This window comes from Bacteroides ilei, assembly GCF_900128495.1.
Classification (GTDB): Bacteria; Bacteroidota; Bacteroidia; order Bacteroidales; family Bacteroidaceae; genus Phocaeicola; species Phocaeicola ilei.
In genome coordinates, this window is record NZ_LT635801.1 from 1,801,075 (window position 1) to 1,820,451 (window position 19,377).

The 19,377-nt window shown below is 47.2% G+C and carries 14 protein-coding genes; 6 read left to right on the plus strand and 8 right to left on the minus strand.

The genetic code is table 11. The annotated features are described in order from the left end of the window. Positions 1-98 precede the first annotated feature (98 nt). The 7 genes from BQ7489_RS07760 to purL form a co-directional block, all read right to left on the minus strand. Entirely contained in the window at positions 99-1,616 is a 1,518-nt protein-coding gene (locus tag BQ7489_RS07760) for a potassium/proton antiporter (RefSeq protein WP_083580691.1), read from the minus strand. Between the two features lie 31 nt (positions 1,617-1,647). After that, on the minus strand, positions 1,648-2,673 hold the full coding sequence (locus tag BQ7489_RS07765; RefSeq protein WP_072530555.1) for an iron ABC transporter permease: 1,026 nt from the start codon (positions 2,671-2,673) through the stop codon (positions 1,648-1,650). A 13-nt stretch (positions 2,674-2,686) separates the two neighbouring features. Continuing rightward, the gene (locus BQ7489_RS07770; RefSeq protein ID WP_072530556.1) at positions 2,687-3,826 is read right to left on the minus strand and encodes an ABC transporter substrate-binding protein; all 1,140 of its coding nucleotides are present in this window, start codon (positions 3,824-3,826) and stop codon (positions 2,687-2,689) included. 131 nt (positions 3,827-3,957) lie between these two features. After that, positions 3,958-4,539, minus strand: coding sequence for a chromate transporter (locus tag BQ7489_RS07775; protein WP_072530557.1), 582 nt, complete (start codon positions 4,537-4,539; stop codon positions 3,958-3,960). Beyond that, the gene (locus BQ7489_RS07780; RefSeq protein WP_072530558.1) at positions 4,536-5,102 is read right to left on the minus strand and encodes a chromate transporter; all 567 of its coding nucleotides are present in this window, start codon (positions 5,100-5,102) and stop codon (positions 4,536-4,538) included. Before BQ7489_RS07780 ends, BQ7489_RS07775 begins: the two co-directional genes overlap by 4 nt. A 6-nt stretch (positions 5,103-5,108) precedes the next feature. Then, the gene (locus tag BQ7489_RS07785) at positions 5,109-9,092 is read right to left on the minus strand and encodes a hybrid sensor histidine kinase/response regulator transcription factor (protein WP_072530559.1); all 3,984 of its coding nucleotides are present in this window, start codon (positions 9,090-9,092) and stop codon (positions 5,109-5,111) included. A 202-nt stretch (positions 9,093-9,294) separates the two neighbouring features. Continuing rightward, a complete protein-coding gene (gene purL, locus BQ7489_RS07790) occupies positions 9,295-12,999 on the minus strand; it encodes a phosphoribosylformylglycinamidine synthase (RefSeq protein WP_072530560.1) in 3,705 nt (1,234 codons plus the stop codon). A 135-nt stretch (positions 13,000-13,134) separates the two neighbouring features. On the opposite strand from purL, the gene BQ7489_RS07795 reads away from it, so the two are divergent. The 6 genes from BQ7489_RS07795 to BQ7489_RS07820 all read left to right on the plus strand — a co-directional run bounded on the left by BQ7489_RS07795 (position 13,135) and on the right by BQ7489_RS07820 (position 17,952). Further along, the gene (locus tag BQ7489_RS07795) at positions 13,135-13,794 is read left to right on the plus strand and encodes a LysE family translocator (RefSeq protein ID WP_072530561.1); all 660 of its coding nucleotides are present in this window, start codon (positions 13,135-13,137) and stop codon (positions 13,792-13,794) included. Between the two features lies 1 nt (position 13,795). Continuing rightward, positions 13,796-14,344, plus strand: coding sequence for a DUF4924 family protein (locus BQ7489_RS07800; protein WP_072530562.1), 549 nt, complete (start codon positions 13,796-13,798; stop codon positions 14,342-14,344). A gap of 30 nt (positions 14,345-14,374) precedes the next feature. Further along, positions 14,375-15,229 carry a dTDP-4-dehydrorhamnose reductase gene (gene rfbD, locus BQ7489_RS07805; protein ID WP_072532072.1) on the plus strand — a complete coding sequence of 285 codons (855 nt, stop codon included), beginning with the start codon at positions 14,375-14,377 and terminating at the stop codon, positions 15,227-15,229. A 23-nt stretch (positions 15,230-15,252) separates the two neighbouring features. Next, positions 15,253-16,821, plus strand: coding sequence for a peptide chain release factor 3 (locus BQ7489_RS07810; protein ID WP_072530563.1), 1,569 nt, complete (start codon positions 15,253-15,255; stop codon positions 16,819-16,821). Positions 16,822-17,047: 226 nt separating this feature from the next. After that, a complete protein-coding gene (locus BQ7489_RS07815; RefSeq protein WP_072532073.1) occupies positions 17,048-17,668 on the plus strand; it encodes a hypothetical protein in 621 nt (206 codons plus the stop codon). Continuing rightward, a complete protein-coding gene (locus tag BQ7489_RS07820) occupies positions 17,665-17,952 on the plus strand; it encodes a winged helix-turn-helix domain-containing protein (RefSeq protein ID WP_072530564.1) in 288 nt (95 codons plus the stop codon). The genes BQ7489_RS07815 and BQ7489_RS07820 overlap by 4 nt, the downstream gene beginning before the upstream one ends. Positions 17,953-18,152: 200 nt before the next feature. On the opposite strand, the gene BQ7489_RS07825 is transcribed toward BQ7489_RS07820, so the two are convergent. Further along, on the minus strand, positions 18,153-19,367 hold the full coding sequence (locus BQ7489_RS07825) for a clostripain-related cysteine peptidase (RefSeq protein WP_072530565.1): 1,215 nt from the start codon (positions 19,365-19,367) through the stop codon (positions 18,153-18,155). Positions 19,368-19,377: the final 10 nt, after the last annotated feature.

The following is a 19,377-nucleotide window of genomic DNA, read 5'->3' on the forward strand; positions in this document are numbered from 1 at the left end:
GACGGAGGGCAGCCTCCCTTTCTGCTCCGGAGTTGCCGGAAAAGAAGGGGAGGCTGTTTTTCTGAAAGGAATCAGACTGTTTTTTACCGTTTCCCAGTCTATTTTTGAGATAAGGTGCTTCCGTTATCGGAATCCTTTTCCTGGTTTGTAAGTGTACGGGTCGGGTCTTTTTCGCTTTTATCGGAAATGAAAAGTAACTTGTCGCCGACTTTCAGTTCTACCTGTCCGTTGGGGATGATGAATTCACTGCCACGTTTGACTAGCATGACCAGCGTTCCTTTGGGGATGTTCATATCCATCAGCCGGTTTCCATTCTGTAGCGCTTCTTTGGTAAGTGTCATGTCCTTCAGGGTGCTGTCGATGTCATCCGGAAGTTCTACGCCGAAATCGTTTCCTTCTTTTTCTTCCGGAAGGTCAAGTTTCAGCCAGCGTGCCATGGAAGAGATACTCATTCCCTGTATTACCAGCGACAGTAATGTAATGAAGAAAACGATATTGAACAACTGGTTCGATCCCGGTATTTCCGCTATGACAGGATAAGTGGCGAAGATGATGGGGACGGCTCCGCGTAATCCTACCCACGACACGAAGAGTCGTGCCTTGTTGCTGATGCTACGGAAGGGGAGCAGGCAGATGAATACGCTCACCGGACGTGCTATGACAATCATGAATACACCGATGAGTATGGCTACTCCTGCAACCGACAGCATTTCATGCGGATTGACAAGCAGACCCAAGGTAAGGAACATGATAATCTGGAAAAGCCAGGTCAGACCGCTCATAAATGTGTTGGTTTCTTTCCTGTAGGCAAGCTTGGCGTTTCCTGTCACTACGCCCGCAATGTAGACAGCCAGGTAGCCGTTGCCGTTGACCAGGTCGGTCAGTGTAAAGGTTATGAAAACGATGCTGAGCAGCAGGATGGAATATAATGAGCTGTTTGATAAAGTTATGCGGTTAATCAGCCATACGGCAAATTTTCCGAATGCATATCCGATAACACCGCCGAAAAGGAACTGGATGAACAGGTCCTTGAAGATAATCAGAAGATTCAGATCGCTTCCGCTGCTGATGACCTGTATCAGTACGATAGTCAGCATGTAGGCCATCGGGTCATTACTTCCGCTTTCCAGTTCCAGCATCGGACGCAAGTTTTCCTTGAGGTTCATGCGTTGTGAACGGAGCAGGCTGAATACGGAGGCAGAATCGGTTGATGACATGGTAGCTGCCAGCAACAGTGATACGAGCAGCGTCAGTTCGATGCTTGCTCCTGTATGGTCGGACAGAAAGAAAATGAAGAGTCCGGTAAGTACGGTAGTTATCAGGACCCCAACGGTCGAAAGTAATATTCCTTGTGACAGTACTGGCTTGATATCCTGGAATTTGGTATCCATACCGCCAGAGAACAGGATGATACTTAGGGAGATCATACCCACAAACTGTGCATCGGAGGCACTGTTGAACTGGATGCCGAAACCGTCGCTTCCGAATAACATTCCTACAATGAGGAAAAGGAGCAGGGTAGGTATGCCGAAGCGGTATCCGGTCTTGCTGATAAGGATACTGATGAATATAAGGATTGAACCGACTAATAGAATGTTTTCTGCTGTAATCATAATGTTATATCTGAGTGTGAATGAATATTGGTTTTTACTGGAAGTTTCTTTGGCGTGTAATGACATAGAGTATTATGGGAGCACCAAGGATGGGAGTGACGGCATTCAGTGGGATGAGGCCCAGTTCGCCCGGTGCCGTGCATATCAGGTTACAGAGCAATGCTATGGCACTGCCGGTAAGCAAGGTATTGGGAAGCAGAGACTTGTGGTTCGATGTTCCCAATATGAGGCGGGTGATGTGGGGAACTGCCAGACCGATGAAGGAAACAGGGCCGCAGAAAGCGGTGGTAACGGCCGTCAGTAGTCCGGTAGCCAGAAGCAGCAGGTTACGTGTCCGCTGTATGTTGATTCCCAGATTGGTGGCGTAACGAGGTCCCAGAAGCAGGGCATTTAGTGGCTTTATCAACATGACAGATATGCTCAGGCCCGCAATGACAGCCAAACTGAAGTAAGGGAGTTGTTCCAGCGATACTCCTCCAAAATTTCCCAATCCCCAGATGACAAATGAATGGACTCCCTCTTGTGTAGAGAAGAAGTTCAGTAAGGAAATGACTGAAGACGTGACATAGCCTGTCATGATTCCTGCAATGAGGAGCATAATGCTGTTCCGGATAACAGTGGACAGGAATAGAATCAGGCCCATGATCAGAATGGCTCCGATAAAGGCTCCGGCTATGACGGCCAGAAATCCGGAGAGGACAAAAGTGCCGGAAGCAATCATTCCGCCACTTCCAAGCATGACCAGTGCCACTCCCAGACTGGCTCCTGAACTGAGACCTAAGATGGAAGGATCGGCTAGTGGATTGTTGAATACCGTCTGGAGCATCAGACCGCAGGCCGACAGGGCGGCTCCGCACAAAAGTGCTGTGATACATTGCGGAAAACGTGATTCCCAGATGATGAAACTCCAGCTTGATTTTTCTGCCGTTTCACCCAACAGAATATGCCCTACAGCCCGGAGCGGAATATCGACCGATCCGAAGAATAGGTTTGCTCCGGCAAGCAGCAGTATGGCTGCCGCAGCTATGATGCCATATAAGTATCCTTTTGACAGATTCAATGCCTTGTATTTTTTATTCAGCTAATTTATGAAAATATTTTGGAGATTCATCCTTCATAGCGTCCGGATGGAATATTTTAATCATGTCTTCAAGCAGCAGCTCCGGATGAAAGGGCAGATCTTCGTAGAAATGAATGTAACGGGTATTGCATCCGTAGATCTTTTTGTTGCGGAAAGCGTCGAAGTTGGCATAGGGTGCATAGTCGTTCTTCAGTTCGCGGTAGGTCTTATCTGTCTCCTGGTTGTATTTGATCAGCCAGAAGTCGGCATGCTGTCCGCGGTCGAACACTGTTTCGAACGATAATGAAACAGAACCGCTTTGAGGTATGTCGGCAAAGACATAGCGTGATCCCGCATCGGCCAGCACTTTTCCGGTTGTACTGTTTCCTCCCGGGACATACCAGGCCGAACCGGTTTTCAGTTCCGTGATTACTGTAGGACGGTACGGTTGTGCTTCTGCCAGTTTTTTCAGTTCCTTATATCGTTTTTCAATACCTTTGAATATCGAATCGGCCTTTTCTTCCTTGCCATATAACATGCCGTAGAATCTGATCCATTCGGCTCGTCCCAAAGCAGAGGTCTCCATGTAGTCGGCACATTCAATGATGGGGATGTTCAGTTTGTCGATACGTCCGTATCCGCCACTGTTCTCGAAAGGTGAAAGCAGGATGGCGTCGGGGTGCATGTCGATAATGCGTTCTATGTTGGGATTCATGCTGTTACCTGCATCAATGATATGCCCTCTGCTGTATCCTTCCCTGATGAACGGAACATTGATATAGGGAAGGTCACATACTCCTTTGATACTTTGCGGTGCTCCCAGTTCACCTATCAGTGCGCAGTGGACGGAGGAATAGACCAGTGACTGCCGTAACGGTACGGTTATGACAGTTCCTTCCGGAAGATGAGGCTGTTCGGACTGCATTCCGTTTGTCAGTATATAAGTATGGAGATTCTTCAACGTATCCCAGGGGTTGCGCAGATTTACTATCGTGTAGTCACTGTATTTTATTATCGACAGGTTCTGGGCATAAGACAATCTGATGGTATCGCCTTGCAGGGCGTGCATGGTTTTGCCTCGCTGTCCGCAGGATAGCAGGAGCAGGGCTATAAGTACTATATTGGCAGATACTGCTATTTTGTTCCGTTTCATTAGGTTGGATTAAATATTAAAATAGAATTGTGTGCTGTCAGACATATGGCTATGCCTTCAAGGAATATATTTCCTGAATTTTTTGCCTGTCTATTTAATAACATATGGTGTTAGGGATATGTTCAGTAATGTTAAGCCGGGATGATGAAAGTGAACAGCAGATATCCCAGAATTCCGGCTCCGATAATGAGCAGTATCGGATTTATCTTGTAGCGGTACGTCCCGATAAAAGTTCCGATAAAGAGCAGGCAACTTACGATGACTTGTAACGTATCTGTACCGAAGTTTTCTCCGTTCATCAGTACCAGGGCTGCAGCAGCCAGCAGTCCTACCACTCCCGGACGAAGTCCGCTGAATACGGCAATTACAGCCGGATGTTTCTGGTATCTCATGAACGCCTTACTGATGAACATCATCAGGAGGAAGGAAGGCAATACTACCGAGATGGTGGCTAGTGCTGATCCGAGTACCCCTATGTAATGAGGAAATCCTGCGTTCACTACAGCCGAGTAGCCCACATAGGTCGCCGAGTTGATTCCGATCGGGCCCGGAGTCATCTGGCTCATGGCGATGATATCGGTAAATTCATTTGAACTGAGCCAGCCGTAACGGGTCACAACCTCACCTTGGATCATGGAAATCATGGCATATCCGCCGCCGAAACCGAACAGCCCTATCTTGAAGAATGTATAGAAAAGTTGCAGGAATATCATAATGTATTTTTCTTTTGTTCGTTTTTGTTCTTGTTCTTATAACGTCCATACAGATAGCCTCCCAATCCGCTCAGGATGATGATATAGATGGGAGAAAATCCCAGGCACCAGATGAGCAGGGCAGACACTATGGGAATCCATAGGTTGTACCGGTTGATTTTTGCCGATTTTGCCATTTTGAATGTAGGGGCGGCAATCAGGGCCACAACAGCCGGACGGATACCTTTGAAAATATTCTCTACAGCCTGATACTGCTTGAAATGCTGGAAGAAGAGAGCAATGGCAAGCATGATGAGGAAGGAGGGCATGATAGTCCCCAATGCCATCCAGAAAGCCCCCCAGAATTTCCGGAGTTTATAACCGATAAAAATGGCGATATTTACGGCAAAGATACCGGGTACTGTCTGTGCCAACGCCATCAGGTCGAGGAAATCTTCTTTGCTTATCCATTTTCGTTTGTCTACCAGTTCGGCTTCGATCAGTGGGACCATGGCATATCCTCCACCGATAGTGAAGGCACCGATACGGCAGAAAATGAGGAAGGAGTTCAGATAGAATTTCATGTTATGTCAGTTTTGTTGTTTCATATATACACTCGGTGGCATTCCGTAGTATTTCTTGAAAATGTCGGTAAAATATTTCGGATCGGCAAATCCTGTCATGTCGGAAACTTCGGCAACGTTGTAGCGTTTGCTTTTCAACAGTCTGGCTGCTTCCTGCATGCGGATGTTACGGATAAAGTCGGCCGGTGCAATTCCGGTCAGAGCCTTCAGCTTGTTATAGAAGCTGGTCCGGCTCATGTTGACCTGTGCACAGAGCGTGTCTACCGTAAGGTCTTTGGTCAGCCCTTCCTTGATGAGTTCGGTCACTTTGAGGATAAACTCATCGTCCAGACTTGTAGGCAGTGAGATTTCCTCCAGTTGGGCAGGATTTTGGATCTGTTGGAACTTTTTCTGCATCTGTTCCCGATTTTCCAATATATTCTTGATGTTTGCCTTTAGAATCATGAGGTCGAACGGTTTTACGATGTACATGTCGGCCTTGCTTTCCAGTCCTTTCAGTATATTTTTCTTGTCGCCAAGAGCTGTCAGCAGTATGATAGGTATATGACTGGTTTCCAGGTCATCCTTCAGGTGGCGGCACATTTCTTCTCCAGTCATCAGTGGCATGAGTATGTCCGAGATTATCAGGTCAGGCTGCTGTTTCTGTACAGCCTCTATTGCTTCCTGCCCGTTTTCAGCTTCTTCCACCCGGTAAGTCCCCGCCAGATTATTCATCAGAAAATGACGGAGGTTTGTGTTGTCTTCCACTACCAGGATAAGCGGTGCGTCTTCCTTGCCTGTATTGCTTTCTTTATAGTCGATGGCAATGTCGACAGAGTCTGTACCGTCCTTCTTAAGCATATTGTCGGAACCGGCAGAGTGTATGCTCTCTTCGTCGTTCCTGTATTGGTAATGCGGGTTTCTGATCGGGAATGTGAGCAGGAATGTTGTTCCTATGTTTTCTATGCTGTTAAAGCTGATTTTTCCCTGATGGTTCTGGATGAGGCGATAAGTGAGCAGCATACCTATGCCCGATCCTGCAATAAGCTGGTCGGTAGCGTTTTTCCCGCGGAAAAGTTTTTTGAACATTTTCTCCTGATCTTCTTTAGGTATACCGATTCCCGTATCGGTAATCTTGATGGTCCAGCTGTTTTTCCCCATACTTGTCTCTATGGTGATGGAGCCTCCCTGGGGAGTGTATTTCAGAGCATTGGTCAGCAGGTTGCATAAGATTGTATCCATCTTGTTCCGGTCAATCCATACCTCCTGTCCGCCGGATCCGTTTCTGTATTCTACGCTGATGTTTTTCTGCGCGGCATAGTCCTTGAACTGTTGCAGGTATTCCTGCAGGTATCCGTTAAGTTCGTACCGGCTTACGTTGACTGTAGAACTGTAGAATTCCTCTTTCTGGAAGTTCATCAGGTTGTTGGCCAGTTCCGACAGGGTTTCTGAACTCTGGATAGCCAGCTTCAAGTTGTTTTCTCCCTGTTCGCTGAGCTGTTCGTTTTTCCGGATTTCCGCCAGCGGGGCTTTGATCAGTGTAAGCGGTGTACGGATGTCGTGTGCGGTATGGATAAAGAAGTTGATCTTTTCTTTCGAGGCGCGGCGGTCGCGGTTGGCTAACTGGTAGCGTATAATGGCATAGATGATTCCAACGATAGCCAGTGCATACACGAGGAAAGCCCATATGCTCATCCAGTACGGGCGTCCTACCACAATACGGATGGTCCGTTCTTCCAGTACATCTCCATTATCTTGAAGTATGGCTCTTACGTGCAGTGTATAGCTGCCCGGCGACAGGTTGGTATAACGGATCTGCGCATTGGGGCTGGGTTGGGTCCAGCCGTCATAGAAGCCTTTCAGTTCCCAACTGTACAGGATGTTCGACGGATTATCGAAGTTGATGGACGAGACGTTCAGTGAAAAGGTATTTTCTTTGTAGTCCAGATGGATTACCTCTGTCTTGTCCAAGGGTTGGGTAAGTGGGGATCCCTTTTCGCCCGGATGAACTTCGTGGTACATGATGTTCAGGTCGGTGAATACCATGTGGCTCTGGAATTCGCTGGGGATACGTGTGCTGTCGGGCAGGATGATAACCCCTTCATTGCTTCCGAATATGAGTCGTCCTTCGGCATGGACGGCGGCATTGGGATTGAAGCTGGCTGCCATTAGTCCCTGCTCCCGGGTCCAGTTCACGAATTTCTGTGTCTTCAGGTCGTAAAATGAAAGTCCGTTTTCTGTACCCAGAAACAGGTTGCCTTCCTTGTTCGTAACTATGCTGAAGATATTGTCACTCAGCAGTCCGCTGTTACGGGTATAGTAGCGGGTCATTTCATGGGTACGGTTATCGATAACGTAAAGTCCGTTCCCGTTGGTGCAGAAATAGCTTTTGTCTGCTTGTTTGTCGGTATAGATGTCATTGATACCTCCTATATCGAATTTGGATTCGAACGGGTCTATTCTCCTCTGTTGCTTGTTGAATACATATACCCCGTTACTGGTTCCTATCCACAATGAATTGCTGTCTCTTTGTGATATGTGTGTTATCGGGTATCCCAAGTTGTATTCGGTAACTTTGCGGGTCTGTATATCGAATGACTTCAGTCTGTAAAAGCCGCCTATCCAGATAACTTTTTCCTTATCTAGGTAAATGCTCCGTATGTATTTGTCGGGACCTTCCACATTTTCAAGTTCCTTTTGGTTGTAGAAAGTGGCTTTACCGGCCTTCTTGTTAAAGTCGTAGTACCCCGACATATATCCTCCGGCCAGAATTCTTCCCGGAGTTATCTCGCAGAGTGCCAGGAAAATATTGTTTTCGCTGTCGGATCCGGGGATATTTCGGGTAGGTATGCTGACCCATTTCCTTTTGTCTTTATCATAATAGCACACTCCGTTGTTGGTTGCATACCACTGGTCGCCTTCCGAGTCGGTCATGATGCAGTTGATGCAGTCGTCAACGAGTGAATTCGGATTGTTGGCAGAGTGTTTCAGCCATCGGTATTGCGGGTATTTTTCCGAATAGACAGTTATTCCTGTCGGGTAAACCACATTCCAGATCCGTCCGGCCTGGTCCATGTAGATATCTTTTATTACACTTCCGTTCATCCGGTTGGGGTTGACCGTATCTTCCTGAAGGAACGGAGATAACTTCAGCTTTTCCGTATCCAGTTTGTATACGCCGTCTCCATCACTTGCTATCAGCAGGATTTTGTCGTTGTTCCGGTCCGGAATGATTGTATTGATGCCGATATCGCGTAATGCGGTACCCATATAAGTGGTCTTATGTGTATCGATATGGTATAGGAAAAGTCGGTCTAGCAATGTGTTCACGATCAGTTGCCGGCTAGGAGCGTGATAATAGATGTAGTCAATCATATGAGGTTGGCTGATGCCGGTCTTGCGGATATTCTTAAGTGAATTTCCGGACAGTTGTGCTTCATATACATCTGGTCCGCAGGCAAAGTAGTACCGGTTCCCTTCACCTTGTGTGATGCAGTTGATGATGCCGGGAATACTTCCTGATACGACGCAGCTTTTTTCCGTCAATCCGTTGTAGATGTACTGCCGGTTGTTACTGCAGAACCAGATATTACAATATCGGTCCATGTAGGCACAGGTTACGGGGGATCTTCTGATACCGGAAAAAGTAGCTTTCAGGTCGAATTTCAGTAGGAATGAATCTTTTGCCGTATCATATAGGAATACAAATCCGTCGCGTCCTATTTCCCATATATTGTGTTTTTTGTCGGTACGGAGGAAATTGATGTTCGGGAAAAAATTGACGGTACCGTCATCCTTGATGATGGAGTAATGTTTGAATTGTTTGCCGTTGTACCGGTCGATACCTTTGTGTGTAAGTATCCACATATAATCTTGTGCATCCTGGCGGATGGAGATGACCCGGCGGCTGCTCAGCCCGTTTTCCATTCCGATATACTCAAATATCTGGGCCTGCAGAGACAAGAAAGAAAACAATAAAAGATATGTTATGCCTATAATCTTTAGTCTCATTACACTGAATGATTTCTGATATTATCTGCAAAGTTCGTAAAAATAAGCGGGTTAGCCAAAGAACTGGATTAAATTTTTCTAATTCGGAAAGACTGTCTGTAAAGCAATGGGATAGCTGGCCTGCAGGATATGAAAAACCCCTTATACGGGCTTGTCATCGCAATGACCGGTCGTATAAGGGGTATAATGTATGATTCTATTTTTATTTCTTGTGAGCTTCAACCCATTTGCGTGCGTTCACGAACGCTTCCATCCACGGTGTGATCTGGTCTTCGTTCACGCGGTCGGCAGGGTAGAATGCATTGTTCCACGGGAAGCATGCACGTTCAAGATGAGGCATCATGGCCAGATGGCGGCCGTCCTGTGATGCGATACCTGCTACACTGTAGTCAGAACCGTTCGGATTACCCGGATATTCATCGTAAGAATATTTCAGTACCACGTTGTAATGGGCTTCCGGATAAGGCAATGAAAACTTACCTTCTCCGTGTGCTACCCAGATACCTAACTTGGAGCCGCTCAGTGAACCGAACATCACGCTGCGGTTCATCGGAACCGTTACACCCAGAAATGCCGATTCGAACTTATGTGAGTCGTTATGCAGCATCTTGCCTTTCTTCTTGTCTTCCGGAGTGATAAGGCCGAGTTCCATCATCAGCTGGCAGCCATTGCACACACCAAGTGACAACGTATCCTGGCGTGCATAGAAATTGTCGAGGGCTGCCTTGGCTTTCGGGTTGAACAGGAAGGTACCGGCCCATCCTTTAGCCGATCCCAATACATCGGAGTTGGAGAATCCGCCGCAGAATACAATCATGTTGATGTCTTCCAGTGTTTCCCGTCCGCTTACAAGGTCGGTCATGGTAACGTCTTTTACGTCGAAACCGGCAAGGTAGAGCATGTAAGCCATTTCACGTTCGCCGTTTGTTCCTTTTTCACGGATGATGGCTGCCTTGATACCGCTTGGTGTACGACGGTCCGGATCAAGTCCGAACTGTGACAGTTTTCCTGTAAATGACTTGTCGAATACGAATTCTATCGGTTGCTGCTTGTAGTTTTCAAAACGCTTCTTGGCACAGCCGTTCATGCTCTGTTTGCGGTCGAGCAGGTATGAAGTGGAATACCACATGTCACGTTGGTAGTCGATGCCGAACTGATAAGTTGCGTCATCCTTAGTGACAAGGATATGGCGTTCCTCGGTCGGTTTACCCAACTTGATATAACCGACTCCGGCATCTTCCAGAATCTTTTTCACTTCTGCCTTATGCTTGTCGGCAACCTGGATGACTACACCCGGATTTTCGGCGAACAGCATCTTGACGATATCGTGGTCCTTGAACTTGTCAAGACTGATTTCCATACCGCCCTCTACATTGGCGAAGCACATTTCGAGCAGTGTAGTAATCAGACCACCTGCCGAGATGTCGTGACCGGCTAGAATCAGGCCTTTGTTGACCAGTTCCTGGATTGCCAGGAATGCGTCGCGGAAATATTCCGGATTCTGTACGGTAGGGACATCGTCGCCTACCTTGTTAAGAGACTGGGCGAATGCGGAACCTCCCAGGCGAAGCTTGTCGAAGCTGAAGTCTATATGGTAGAATGTACTCTTTTCTTTGTTGACCATTACCGGAGAAACGACCTTCTTTACATCCGAAACTTCACCGCCTGCCGAAACGATAACGGTTCCCGGGCTGATGATTTTTTCCCCGTTCGGATATTTCTGTGTCATTGACAGGGAGTCTTTTCCGGTCGGCACGTTAATCTGCAGTTCGCAGCAGAAATCGGACAATGCCTTGACTGCAGTATACAGGCGCGCGTCTTCACCTTCCTGTGAGCGGCAAGGCCACATCCAGTTGGCCGACAATGAAATGCTGTCCATACCGTCTGCCATCGGAGCCCATACAAGATTGGTCAGCGCTTCGGCTACAGACAAGACAGAACCTGCGGCAGGATTTGCCAGACCGGCCTGAGGAGCATGTCCGATGGCTGTAGCGATACCTTTTTCTCCACGGTAGTCGAGGGCTACCACACCACAGTCGCTTAACGGCAGTTGCAGTTCACCCTGGCATTGCTGGCGGGCAATCTTACCTGTAACGGAGCGGTCTACCTTATTGGTCAGCCAGTCCTTACATGCTACAGCTTCCAGTTGCAATACGCGGCTTACGTATTCGTTCAGCTTGGCTGTATCGTAGGTAACGTCTTCGTAATGGCGTTCTACGGTCTTGTCGACCATGTATGTCTTCGGAGAAGAGCCGAACATCTGGTCTACTGCCAGGTCGAACGGGCGTACGCCGTCGGCCTGTTCGAAAGCGAAGCGGTGGTCACCGGTCGTTTCCCCTACCACATACATCGGGGCACGTTCACGTTCGGCAATTTTCTGTACGTGTTCAATGTATTTTTCATCGATCAGCAATCCCATGCGTTCCTGTGATTCGTTGGCGATGATTTCTTTTGCCGAAAGGGTTTCGTCACCGATAGGCAACTTATCCATGTGGATCAGTCCGCCGCAGTCTTCAACCAGTTCCGACAAACAGTTTACATGGCCTGCCGAACCGTGGTCGTGGATAGAAACGATCGGGTTAGAGTCTTCTTCGCACAGGGAGCGTACTACGTTGTAGGCACGTTTCTGCATTTCAGCGTTGGCACGCTGTACGGCATTCAACTCGATACCGGAAGAATAACGTCCGGTTTCAACCGATGATACAGAGCCTCCGCCCAGACCGATACGGTAGTTGTCACCGCCGACAACCACTATCTTGTTACCTGGGGTAGGAGCACCTTTCAGGCAGTCACGCTGTGTTCCGTAACCTACACCGCCGGCCATCATGATAACCTTGTCGTATGCATATTTCTCACCGTTTTCCTGGTGTTCGAACGTGAGGACAGAACCGCAGATCAGCGGCTGTCCGAATTTGTTACCGAAGTCGGAAGCACCGTTGGAAGCCTTGATCAGAATCTGTTCCGGTGTCTGGTACAGCCATTTGCGCACCGGCAGGATATTTTCCCATTCACGTCCTTCTTCCGTACGTGGATAGGAAGTCATGTATACGGCAGTACCTGCAATCGGCCATGATCCTTTACCTCCGCCCATACGGTCACGGATTTCACCTCCGGTACCTGTAGAGGCTCCGTTGAACGGTTCTACCGTTGTGGGGAAGTTGTGTGTCTCCGCTTTCAGGGAGATTACGGATTTGATATCTTTGATTACGAAGTAGTCGGAAGTGGCATGGTTCTGCGGGGAGAACTGTTCGATGACAGGACCTTCGGCGAAGGCCACATTGTCTTTGTATGCAGAGATGATTTTGTTCGGATTTTCCTGGGTGGTTTTCTTGATCATCTGGAAGAGTGAGGATTCCATTTCTTTTCCGTCGATGATGAATGTTCCGCCGAAGATTTTGTGGCGGCAGTGTTCTGAATTGATCTGCGCAAAGCCGAAAACTTCGGAGTCGGTCAGCTTGCGGCCCAGATCCTTTTCTACTTTCAGCAGGTAGTCGATCTCTTCACGTGAAAGGGCCAGACCTTCTTTCTCATTATATTCCTCCAGGTTTTCTACGTAAATGATCGGTTGGGGCTTGATGTTTACATCGAAGATTTTCTGGTCCAGACCGTGATACATACGTTGCAGCATCGGGTCATGTTCTGCATTCTCGTCTTTGACCGGAAAATATTCCTCGATACGGCGGATGCCCTTGAGTCCCATATTCTGGGTAATTTCTACAGCGTTTGTACTCCATGGAGTAATCATTTCACGGCGCGGTCCGATGAACCAGCCTTTCAGATTGTCTTCAGACTCAACCGTAGCGTCGCTGTAAAGCCAGCACAATTTCTTGATGTCTTCAGAGTTCAGTTCTTTACTACATTCTGTAGCAATTACACTGTGGGTGGGTGTTCTGAAAAATAGAATCATAGCACTTAATTATGTTTTATGTTGAAATTTCGCTAATTTCTTAATGTCATGCAAAGTTACATAAAACCCCGCTTGTACGAAAGAAAAGACATGAAATATATAGGTTCTTTCGTAAAAAAATAGCATCTTTGCATCATGAATTGGATTGAACAGGTTACAGTACTTGATTTGTTGTGCAAAGGGGTGATTGTGGGGATTGTTGTGTCTGCACCCTTGGGCCCTGTGGGCGTGCTTTGCATACAGCGGACGTTGAATAAAGGCCGCTGGTTTGGCTTTGTAACCGGATTGGGAGCTGCCTTAAGTGATATATGTTATGCTTTGATTACCGGTTACGGCATGAGTTTCATGGACGAGCTGATAGTGAAGCATCAGTTGTTCCTGCAGTTTGTAGGTAGCATCATGCTGCTGGCGTTCGGTATCTATACTTTCCGCAGCAATCCTGTCAAATCGCTCCGTCCTACATCTTCAAGCAGGGGTACTTATCTGCATAACTTCGTGACGGCGTTTTTCGTTACGTTCTCTAATCCGTTGATTATTTTCCTTTTTATCGGTTTGTTCGCCCGCTTTTCATTCGTGATGCCGGGAAGCCCCTTGGGGTTCCAGCTGGTAGGGTATCTGGCCATTATTCTCGGAGCTTTGGTATGGTGGTTCAGCATCACTTATTTTGTAAACAAAGTACGTACCCGCTTCAATGTGCGCGGAATCTGGATGCTGAACCGTATCATCGGTGTGGTGGTCATGATTGCGGCGATTGTGGGGCTGGTTTTTGCGGCTACCGGAAAATCTTTAGCTTGATATGTATATTTCAAAACAACTGAAACAAAAGAATATTGCCGAATACCTGCTCTACATGTGGCAGGTTGAAGATATGATCCGTGCCAACAATTTTGACATGGAAAAAATCCGTAAGAACATCATTGATCCGTATCCTTCCTTAACGGACGAACAGCGTAAGGAACTTGCCCAATGGTATCAGGATCTGATCAATATGATGCACGATGAAGGAGTGATGGGAAAAGGCCATGTGCAGATCAACAAGAATGTAATTGTGTGGCTTACCGACCTGCATCTCCGTCTGCTCCGTTCTCCCAAATTCCCTTATTACAGTGCTGCCTATTACAAGGCGCTGCCGTTTATTGTTGAGCTGCGCGCCAAAGGGGCCGACAAGGATGAACCGGAACTGGAAACATGTTTCGATGCACTTTATGGAGTCCTGATGCTGAAACTCCAGAAAAAGGAAATCAGTGAGGAGACTCAGAAAGCGATGAAGGTAATCAGTGACCTGCTGGCTATTCTGGCAGGGTATTATATCCAGGACAAGAACGGTGAACTGGATTTGGATTGATAAAGCTGGATTATATAAATGGAATCTGTGATGAAGAATATTTTGATAACCGGCGCCAACGGACAGCTTGGAAACGAAATGCGTCTGCTGGCCGGTGAAAATGAAGGTTATAATTATTTCTTTACCGATGTGGCGGAACTTGATATCTGCGACGAACGGGCGGTAATGGATTTTGTGGCGTGTCATCAGATTGATATCATTGTGAATTGTGCCGCATATACGGCCGTAGACAAGGCGGAAGACAATCAGGAGTTGTGTAACCGCTTGAATGCGGTAGCGCCGGGATTTCTGGCAAAGGCTGTGGCTACCCGTAACGGGTACCTGGTGCAGGTCTCTACCGATTATGTATTCGACGGTACGGCTCATATACCTTATAAGGAAGATCAGCCTACTTGCCCCAATTCGGTTTATGGAGTGACAAAGCTGGCGGGTGAGAAGGAGGCCTTGAAGTATTGTAGCAATACGATGGTTATCCGTACGGCCTGGCTGTATTCCACGTTCGGAAATAATTTTGTGAAGACTATGATCCGTCTGGGAAAGGAAAAGGAAAGTCTGGGAGTCATTTTTGACCAGATTGGTACTCCCACGTATGCCCGGGATCTGGCGTCCGTCATTTTTGCAGCCATAAATAAAGGTATTGTGCCGGGTATCTATCATTTCAGTAACGAAGGTGTCTGCTCCTGGTATGATTTCACCAAGGCCATCCACCGCCTGGCGGGAATTACGGCCTGTCATGTGAAGCCGCTGCATACCGAAGATTATCCGACAAAGGCGGTACGCCCGCATTATTCGGTGCTCGACAAAACGAAGATAAAGGAGACTTACGGGGTGGAGGTTCCGTACTGGATGGACAGCCTTGCCGAATGTATTGAAAAATTAGCATAATCCCATACATATTGTAACAGACAATGAATGCAGAAATAGAAAGAAGACGTACGTTTGCGATTATCGCACATCCGGATGCCGGTAAGACGTCACTGACCGAAAAGCTGTTGTTGTTCGGTGGACAGATTCAGGTAGCCGGTGCCGTAAAATCGAACAAAATCAAGAAAACTGCCACATCCGACTGGATGGATATCGAAAAACAGCGTGGTATTTCGGTAACTACCTCCGTGATGGAGTTCGATTACCATGATTATAAGATCAATATCCTGGATACTCCGGGTCACCAGGATTTTGCGGAAGATACTTACCGTACGCTGACTGCCGTAGACAGTGTCATCATCGTGGTCGATGGTGCGAAAGGTGTGGAAAGCCAGACGCGTAAACTGATGGAAGTCTGCCGTATGCGTAATACTCCGGTCATTATCTTTGTAAACAAGATGGACCGTGAGGCGAAAGATCCGTTCGACCTGCTGGATGAACTGGAGGAAGAACTGGTAATCAATGTACGTCCGTTGAGCTGGCCTATTGAAAGTGGTCCCCGTTTCAAGGGTGTCTATAATATCTATGAACAGAAACTGAATCTTTTCCAGCCGTCTAAACAGGTGGTGACCGAAAAGGTGGAGGTGGATATCCATACGGAAGAGCTGGATAGCCATATCGGCAGTCCGCTTGCCGAGAAATTGCGTAGCGAGCTGGAACTGATAGATGGAGTATATCCGGAGTTTGATGTAAATGAATACCTGAAGGGAGATATGGCTCCGGTATTCTTCGGGTCTGCCTTGAACAACTTCGGTGTACAGGAACTGCTCGATACGTTTGTAGAAATCGCTCCCTGTCCCCGCCCGGTACAGGCTGAAGAGCGTATCGTAAATCCGGATGAACCTAAATTTACCGGATTCGTATTCAAGATTACGGCTAATATCGATCCGAACCACCGTTCTTGTGTGGCATTCTGCAAGGTCTGCTCCGGTAAGTTTACGCGTAATACGCCGTATCTGCATGTGCGTCATAACAAGACGATGCGCTTCTCTTCACCTACCCAGTTTATGGCTCAGCGTAAGACGACAGTCGATGAGGCTTGGGCAGGTGATATCATCGGTTTGCCGGATAACGGTACTTTCAAGATCGGCGATACTTTGACGGAGGGTGAAATCTTACATTTCAAGGGCCTGCCTAGCTTCTCTCCGGAAATGTTCAAGTATATCGAGAATGCCGATCCGATGAAGACCAAACAGTTGAATAAGGGAATTGACCAGCTGATGGACGAAGGTGTGGCCCAGTTGTTTGTCAATCAGTTCAACGGCCGTAAGATTATCGGTACGGTGGGACAGCTGCAGTTTGAAGTGATCCAGTACCGTCTGGAGAACGAATATAATGCGAAATGTCGCTGGGAACCGGTAAGCCTGTATAAAGCTTGCTGGATAGAAAGTGACGATGAGGAGGAATTGGAAGCATTCAAGAAACGCAAATACCAGTATATGGCCAAGGACCGTGACGGTCGTGATGTGTTCCTTGCCGATAGCGGCTATGTGCTACAGATGGCGCAGAATGATTTCAAGCATATCAAGTTCCACTTTACATCCGAATTCTGATATTGTTGGAATATCCTATTTATATATATGAAGCAGTCCTGATTGGGGCTGCTTTTTTTATGCCAGCAGTTGCAGACGGAAAAAGATATAAAAAAACTTTGGATTTTACTTGGTTTATAAAATAAACTTATTTATATTTGTATAAGTCAAGGGAGGAAAGCGCGCATCTCCCTTTACTTTAATTTTTATAGTTTATAAAATAAACTTATTTATAAAAACAATGATTATGGAAGAAAAGAATTTGTCTGGAAATGAAAGTCTGGAACTGATTGCCAGAATGATCCGTTCCACACGTGAAGGCCTGAAGGTAGGTGCCGGGAATACATTCCTGTATTTCGGTTATTTTACGACTATATTGTCTGTCCTTCTTTTTTTGCTGGTGTTCTTTACGCAGAATAAGATATGGGCATATGGATGGTTTCTGATGTTTGTGTTTTGGGGAATTATGGAGGTCAGACGCCGGAAAAAGCTGAAACAGGAAACGGTGGTGACCTATACGGATACGGTACTGGCGAAGGTATGGTGGATTATAGGATGGCTGTTCCTGATAACCGTCCTGATTATGGGATTACTTTCGGGCATTCACGGTTATGGCGACTTTTCGCTGATGTTGCCTCTTTCTCTGCTGTATGGAGGAATAGGGACATCCATTACCGGCATCATCATCAAGGAACCGAGTGTGATGTATGCTCCTTTGGTGGGGTTTGCGTTTGCCATCTATATGTTGATGCAGTACACTTTCCATGAACCGGCCACGGTTGACTGGTATCTGTATTTCGGACTTTCCTTTATAATCATGATGATTATACCGGGGCATATCTTAAACAGAAAGGCAAAAAAGTCATGATGAAGGAACTGAATCCATTATTGCATTCACAGTTACGTCTGGCGGTCATGTCCTTATTGCTTTCGGTAGAGGTGGCCGACTTCGTGTACCTGAAGGAGAAGACCCAGGCTACAGCCGGAAACCTGAGCGTACAGATTGAAAAACTGGGAGAGGCCGGCTACATTGAAGTGAAGAAGGAGTTTGCGGGGAAGAAACCGCGTACGCTCTGCCGCATTACGGAAGCCGGAAAAGATGCCATGGCCGAATATGTGGAGGCATTGAAAAGTTATCTTCCTGGTTTCTGATATCGAGATATGGGCTTTTTGCAGGATGTAGACAAAGAAAAAAAACTCCGGAAATTATCAGTTTCCGGAGGTGTTCTTTTATCAAGTTCTTTTCAGAATATTCCTTGAATTTCTTCGGAAAATAACTTGATATTCTTTCTTGTTTATCAAGTTCTTTTCCTGAAAATACCTTCATCTTTGAGGTTAGGCGATAAGGTGTGTCAGTTACCTGCCGAAGCGGCTACAGAATCCCATCCGGCAGCCTTGTACCATGCGATGGATGAGCGGTAGTAATTGTTCCAGCTCCTGTTGACCAATGTAGGCAGGTACATGCCTATGCCGCAGAATTTGTCTTTGTCGGTTATGATGTCATACGGCCATTGGTTGAATGTATCGATACAGTCTTGCGCTACGACGGTTTCGTCCAGAACCTGCTTGAAATCCTGAGGCAGGGAACCTCCGTTCAAAGCCTTGATGACTTCGGCCACGTCGAAAGAGAAATATTTGAAGTCGGAAGCGTAGGAGCTGGTTACGCCGAATTGCTGTATGGTGGTATAGTCCAATGCATTCAGCTCTTCTATGTGGGTGGTCAGCTGATTTTTCACAGCTTCGGCCAGTTCTTCCATCTTGGTACAGTCTACTGCGGCAAATGTCCCCCAAAGACCTTCCGATCTGTTGTATGAGATGATGTTGCTGCATACAGATGTCCAGTTGACATTGGCCGAGAACAGATCGTCCATCAGTCTGTGGTAAGGGATACCGTCGGCAGGAGTTTCCATGGCCGAAACCAGGCAGTAGTGTGTAGCGTTACGCAGTTCGTAGCATACTTCAGTCGTTCCCATCATGCAGGCGTCGAAGGCGATGTAGTCCAGGGTACTGTTTGAAAAGCTCCGTTCCATGGTCTGGGCGAATTCCGGGAGGTTGATTACATATACTCCGTCCACCCCGATGGAGAACGTGCTTATGCCGCTGTTATGCACCGGTTCACCCTCCAGCCATCCGGTGGCATGTGAGCCGAACAGCAGTCCGTAACTCAATGCAGGGGCTATAGTCTGCATTTCCTTGAGGTTGGCTTCCATGACCGCCGCATCGGTCGATACTCCGGCTATGGCAGTATGTACGTCGGCCTGTGCCACTATGTTCCTGAAGTTTTGCAGAGAGTCGGCCAGTGCCGGCTGGTTGTTTATGTTTCCGTAACCGTCGGTCTTGTATACCAGAATTTCGGCTTGTCTGATGCTGGGGTTACTGCTGCTGGGCTTGTAGTAGATTACCAATGTAGATTGTTTTTTCTGCCGGGCCAGTCCCTGGTACATCCAGATGACATTCTGCTGGATATATCCGTCGAGGTTGTTGTTGGCAGCCAGATATGCCAGTATGGTACGTTCGTTTTTTTTCGGCAGGAGTAAGTCCCGGTGTATCGTCCGAACATGCGGCAAGCATCAGGAC